This is a genomic window from Plantactinospora alkalitolerans (assembly GCF_015690345.1).
Taxonomy (GTDB): Bacteria; Actinomycetota; Actinomycetes; order Mycobacteriales; family Micromonosporaceae; genus Plantactinospora; species Plantactinospora alkalitolerans.
The window spans coordinates 1-5,214 of record NZ_JADPUN010000387.1 but is presented as its reverse complement, the minus strand read 5'-3'; the positions used below and the strand labels follow the sequence as shown (position 1 = coordinate 5,214).

General features: G+C 70.2%; 7 protein-coding genes. 4 read left to right on the top strand and 3 right to left on the bottom strand.

Annotation, left to right across the window (positions count from 1 at the left end; translation table 11 throughout):
• The first annotated feature begins 152 nt into the window (after positions 1-152).
• The 3 genes from I0C86_RS38750 to I0C86_RS38740 all read left to right on the top strand — a co-directional run bounded on the left by I0C86_RS38750 (position 153) and on the right by I0C86_RS38740 (position 2,900).
• A complete protein-coding gene (locus I0C86_RS38750; protein WP_196206288.1) occupies positions 153-623 on the top strand; it encodes an NfeD family protein in 471 nt (156 codons plus the stop codon).
• A 5-nt stretch (positions 624-628) separates the two neighbouring features.
• A complete protein-coding gene (locus I0C86_RS38745; RefSeq protein ID WP_196206287.1) occupies positions 629-1,741 on the top strand; it encodes an SPFH domain-containing protein in 1,113 nt (370 codons plus the stop codon).
• Positions 1,742-1,910: 169 nt separating this feature from the next.
• Positions 1,911-2,900: a hypothetical protein gene (locus I0C86_RS38740; protein ID WP_196206286.1), complete on the top strand. Its 990-nt coding sequence runs from the start codon at positions 1,911-1,913 to the stop codon at positions 2,898-2,900.
• Positions 2,901-2,933: 33 nt separating this feature from the next.
• Here I0C86_RS38740 and I0C86_RS38735 read toward each other — a convergent pair whose 3' ends face one another.
• The 3 genes from I0C86_RS38735 to I0C86_RS38725 are packed head-to-tail and all read right to left on the bottom strand — an operon-like array spanning position 2,934 to position 4,085.
• A complete protein-coding gene (locus I0C86_RS38735) occupies positions 2,934-3,380 on the bottom strand; it encodes an SRPBCC family protein (protein WP_196206285.1) in 447 nt (148 codons plus the stop codon).
• Positions 3,377-3,715, bottom strand: a complete 339-nt coding sequence (locus I0C86_RS38730) for an ArsR/SmtB family transcription factor (protein WP_196206284.1) — start codon at positions 3,713-3,715, stop codon at positions 3,377-3,379. The genes I0C86_RS38735 and I0C86_RS38730 overlap by 4 nt, the downstream gene beginning before the upstream one ends.
• On the bottom strand, positions 3,708-4,085 hold the full coding sequence (locus I0C86_RS38725; protein WP_196206283.1) for a VOC family protein: 378 nt from the start codon (positions 4,083-4,085) through the stop codon (positions 3,708-3,710). Before I0C86_RS38725 ends, I0C86_RS38730 begins: the two co-directional genes overlap by 8 nt.
• A 209-nt stretch (positions 4,086-4,294) precedes the next feature.
• Between I0C86_RS38725 and I0C86_RS38720 the strand changes: the two genes are divergently transcribed.
• The gene (locus tag I0C86_RS38720) at positions 4,295-5,098 is read left to right on the top strand and encodes a TrmH family RNA methyltransferase (RefSeq protein ID WP_196206289.1); all 804 of its coding nucleotides are present in this window, start codon (positions 4,295-4,297) and stop codon (positions 5,096-5,098) included.
• The last annotated feature ends 116 nt before the right edge of the window (positions 5,099-5,214 follow it).

The following is a 5,214-nucleotide window of genomic DNA, read 5'->3' as shown; positions in this document are numbered from 1 at the left end:
GGACGTCGGGGACCGGGCGGGCCCGGAGCCGTGGATGGGCACCGGCGGTTTCGGTGCTGGTGTGCGAATCCGTTCAAACACCAGCGCACAGGATCTTATCGGCACCGATACACCGTTGGCCGACACGTGCGCCAGCGTGACAGGATCAGTGTGTGGAGCCGCTCCTGTGGATCGTATTGGGCGTCGTACTGGTCGTCGCGGAGATCTTCACGACGACGCTGTTCCTAATCATGTTCGGGATCGGAGCGTTCGCCGCCGCGGGCGCCGCCGCGCTCGGTGCTCCGGTGCCGCTCCAGGCCGTGGTGTTCGCCGCCGTCTCGGCGCTGACCCTGGTGTTCGCCCGACCGACCATCCAGCGGCACCGCCAGGCGGCGCTGGGTGGCGACGAGCAGCCGTTCGGCATGCAGGCGCTGACCGGAAGCACCGCCCTGGTGCTGGAACGGGTGGACGCCGAGAGTGGGGTGGTCAAGATCGACGGCGAGATCTGGACCGCCCGTTCCTACGACGTGACCCAGGTGTTCGCTCCGGGTGAGCGGGTGCGGGTGATCGAGGTCAAGGGCGTGACGGCCCTGGTCTGGCACGACGATATCGCTACTGGTGAGCAACCCGATACAAAGAGGTGAGCAGTGTGGATACTGTGATCGGTTTACTGTTGGCCGCCGTGGCCCTGATCGCGGTGGTCACTCTGATCAGGGCTGTCCGGATCGTTCCGCAGCAGCGCCAGGACGTGGTGGAGCGGCTCGGCAAGTACAAGCGCACCCTGCACCCCGGCCTCAACCTCCTGGTGCCGTTCATCGACGCGGTACGGACCAAGGTCGACATGCGGGAGCAGGTGGTCAGCTTCCCGCCCCAGCCCGTGATCACCTCGGACAACCTCGGCGTCTCGATCGACACGGTGCTGTACTTCAAGGTCGCCGACGCGGTGAAGGCCACCTACGAGATCTCCAACTTCCTCCAGGCCATCGAGCAGTTGACGGTCACGACCCTGCGTAACGTGATCGGCTCACTCGACCTGGAGCGGGCGCTGACCAGCCGGGACCAGATCAACCGGCACCTGTCCGGTGTCCTCGACGAGACGACCGGACGCTGGGGCATCAAGGTGACGCGGGTGGAGATCAAGGCCATCGAGCCGCCGGCGAGCATCCGTGACTCGATGGAGAAGCAGATGCGCGCCGAGCGGGACCGCCGGGCGGCGATCCTGAACGCGGAGGGGCAGAAGCAGTCGCAGATCCTCACTGCCGAGGGCGACAAGCAGGCCAAGGTGCTCCGCGCCGACGGTGACCGGCAGGCCCGGATCCTGGAGGCGGAGGGCCAGGCGAAGGCGATCCGTACCGTCTTCGACGCCATCCACCAGGCCAACCCGAGCCAGAAGGTGCTGGCCTACCAGTACCTCCAGGCGCTGCCGCAGATCGCCAACGGCACCGCGAACAAGGTCTGGATCGTGCCCGCCGAGTTGAACAAGGCGCTCGAGGGAATCGGCGGCGCGTTGGGCGGGCTGAGCCAGATGGTCGGCGACCTGCCCCGGACGTCGGTCGACTCCGGTGCGATCGAGCGGGAGGCCGCCGAGGCGGCCGAGGCCGCGGCCGAGGCGGCCCGGCAGGTCGACGCCGAGGTACGCGCCGCCGAGGCGCAGGTGACGTCCCGGTCCACCGACAGCCGGGAGTTGCCGGCGCCCGAGCCGGTCTCGACGGCCAGCCTGGTCGACGACTCCACAGTGGATAAGCGGCAGGAACGCGCCTGAGTTCGCGGGCCCTCCGTCCGCGCTCGGGCGGCTGATTCGCGAAAGCGTCCGCACGGCACCCCGGTACCTGACACGATCGGTCCTAGTGACGGGTGGTGACCAGGAGCGGGGTGCCGGAGCGGATGCGCCCGCGCCCACCCGCGCAGCGCGTGGAGCGAGGTGACGGCGTGTGATCCACCCCTCGAAATCGGAAACCCACCCCTCGAACCCCAGGTACCACCTCGCACCACCAGAACGGACGAACTCGCCACAGCGGACGATCGGCGGCACCGACCCCACCCGCGGCGGTTCCCCCGAATCCGGACCCACGCTCGGCAACACCGCCGATCCGGTGTCGGGGCGGTGGCCGTACGGCGGCTTCGCCCGGTTGCCGTTCGTCGTCGAGCGCGGAGCCGGCCAGCCGGCGAGCGACGCCACCTGGGCCTGGTCGCTGCGCCGGTTCGCCCGCGCCGCCGTCTGGGTACTGCCCGGTTACGCCATTGTCTACGGTTCGGTGACCCTGGTCGGATCCGGTTCGGCGCCCTTTCTCGCCCAGCCGCGTGCGGCCCAGTTGCTCGGCTGGATCGGTGCGCTCTGGCTCGGCCTGCTCGGCGTGATGGCCGTGGCCAGCCTGCTGGTCGCCGCCCGGAGCCGGATGATCGCCACCGCGGGTCTCCTGGTCGCCCTCGCCGGGACGATGCTGCTGCTGCCGTTCGGCGGACTGCCGGGCGAGACGGCGGCGTTCGGTACGACGGGCCGGATCATCGCGGTCAGCGGCGGGGTGCTGTACTCGCTGGGCTGGTGGCTGATCGGTCTGGCGGTGTTCCGCTCCGGTGTGTTCAGTCGGGCCGACGGCACGCTGTTGATGATCGCGGCTCCGTTGCTCGGTGTCGGCGGGCTGCTGGTGGCCGCGCTGCACAGCCTCGGGGCGGTGCTGGTGCTCACCGCCGGGATCGGCGTGGCCTGGCGGGCGGGACGACTGGTCCCCCCGGTCGCCCGAGCCACCCTGACCCGGGCGAGTACGCCCGGCGCGGTCGCCGCGGTCGTACCGACGGATCGCGCGGTGGTACCGACAGGTGGCGGGGTGGTAGCCACCGGGACCGGGACCACACCCACCGGGACCGTACCGGGCGGTGGCGGGCTGGTCCCGACGGCGCCGCCCGAGCCCGCCCCGTCCTGATCGGACGGTGCCATCTCGCTCCACCGTCCGGGCTCACCGGCCCGAGGGTTCGTCCTGCGCGGCGAGCAGGTCCGCCAGGCCCCGCAGGACGTGTGACCGCCAACCACCGCCCATGATCTTGAAAGCCAACTGCTGGTCCGGGTCGGCGGGATCGAATCCCGCGTGCTCGACCTCGAGCCGGGTGCCGTGCCCCTCGGCGGTCAACGTCCAGGTCACGGTGGAGTCGAGGTGTCCCCCGCGCCAGGCGAACCGGAGCAGGCGAACCGGTTCGATTTCCAGGATCTCGCAGTGCACGACACCGTCGAAGTTCTGCTCCGGCCGGGGCTTGGCCTGGAACGTGAACCGGTGCCCCGGTACCGGCCGAAAGTCGTTGGGCATGAACCAGCGTGCCAGCAGTTCGGCGTCGGTGAGGGCACGCCAGACGCGTACCGGTGGATGGGGAAGGAACTGTCCTGCTCTGATCACACCGAGTTCAGTCATCGTGGGTCTCCATCCATCTGGTCACCCTCCGCGTCGAGCAGGTCGCGCAGGTTGGACAGTTTCTCCCGCCAGAACCGCTCGTACGGGGTGAGCCACTCGGACAGCTCCCGCAGCGGCTCCGGGCGCAGCGAGTACAGGCGTTGCCGGCCGGCCCGGCGTTCGACCACGAGACCGGCGTCCTTGAGTACCCGGAGGTGCTCCGACAGGCTCGGACGGCGCATGTCGAAGTGTTCGGCCAACTCCTGGACCGGACGGGCGCCCTGGTCCAGGAGCAGGCCGAGCAGTTGTCGTCGGGTCGGGCTGGCCAACGCGGCGAAGACGTCGACGTCAGCCACGGGCGGTGGTCGCCTGTAGCACGATGCCGTTGCCGTCGGGGTCGTCGAAGCTGACGTACCGGCCCCAGGGCGCGTCCTGGATGCCGCCGTCGATCGGTACGCCCCGACGGGTCAGGTCGGCCACGTCGCCGTCGAGGTCGTCGGTCTCCAGCACCAGGCCCTTGACCGAGCCGGGTGGCATGGTGTCGAACCAGGTGACCAGGGTGATCGAGGTCGCGGCCCCCTTCGGCGCCACCTGGACCCAGCGCTGGTCCGGGCCCATCTGGTTGTCGCCGAGCAGTTCGAAGCCCAGGGTGTCGACGTAGAAGTCCTTCGCCCGGTCCTGGTCGGTGACGGGTATCGAGAGCAACTGGATTCTTGTGATCGCCATCCGGGGAATGATAGGTAGGCGATTGCCTACCGGTCAAGGGTAGGAAATCTCCTACCTGATCCGGTCGCCCCTTCCGACCAGGGGACCGGGCCCCGGACCGGGGCGGGGGAGGAGGCGCGGGGAGAATCGGCGCCGTGTCCACCGAAGAATCCCCCAGCACCCTGCCCGACCAGGTCGGGAAGCGCGCCGGTGCCGTACCGGTGGCGGCGATCGAGGAGATCGCCGATCCGGGCGACCCCCGGATCGCCGACTACCGGGCGCTCACCGACGTCGAGCTGCGCACCCGATGGGAGCCACCGCACGGCCTCTTCATCGCCGAGGGCGAGCTCGTGCTGCGCCGAGCGGTCCGGGCCGGCTACCGGCCACGGTCGTTCCTGGTGGACGCGAAACGGATCGACCAGCTCGGCGACCTGGACACCGGCGGCGCGCCCGTCTACGCCGCCAGCCCGGCCGTGCTGGAGCAGACCACCGGCTTCCACGTGCACCGGGGCGTACTCGGGTCGTTCCAGCGGCGGGAACTGCCGAGCGCGGCCGAGGTACTCCGCAGTTCCCGCCGCGTGGTGATCCTGGAGGACGTCAACAACCACACCAACCTCGGGGCGGTTTTCAGAGGCGCCGCCGCGCTCGGCATCGACGCGGTGCTGCTGTCGCCGTCCTGCGCCGATCCGCTGTACCGGCGGAGCGTCCGGGTCAGCATGGGGGAGGTCTTCGCGGTGCCGTACGCCAAACTCGAAGGCTGGCCCGCCGGCTTGGACCAGGTGCGGGAATCGGGGTTCACCGTGCTCGCCATGACGCCGGCTCCGGACGCCGTACCGATCCAGCGACTTCCCCCGGCGCAGCGTGAACGGGCGGCGCTGCTCCTCGGGGCGGAGGGCCCCGGCCTCACCGCGGCGGCCCAGTCGGCCAGCGACGTACGGGTGGTCATCCCGATGCGGCGCGGAGTGGACTCGTTGAACGTCGCCGCCGCGGCCGCGGTCGCCTTCTGGGAGTTGACTCGCGACGACCCGGTCTAGCCGAATCCGAGTGATCACGGCAGGTTCGGCCGGCGCGGACGGGCCGGACGTTACGTGATCGACCCCCTCCGTCGCGGGGTGTGGGTGGCAGCGGGGTGTGGGTGGAAGTTGTGCGG

Bases quoted from the DNA above. Each gene is read 5' to 3' on its own strand.
- I0C86_RS38735 (WP_196206285.1), bottom strand. From the start codon at position 3,380: ATGACTGAACTCGGTGTGATCAGAGCAGGACAGTTCCTTCCCCATCCA.
- I0C86_RS38725 (WP_196206283.1), bottom strand. From the start codon at position 4,085: ATGGCGATCACAAGAATCCAGTTGCTCTCGATACCCGTCACCGACCAG.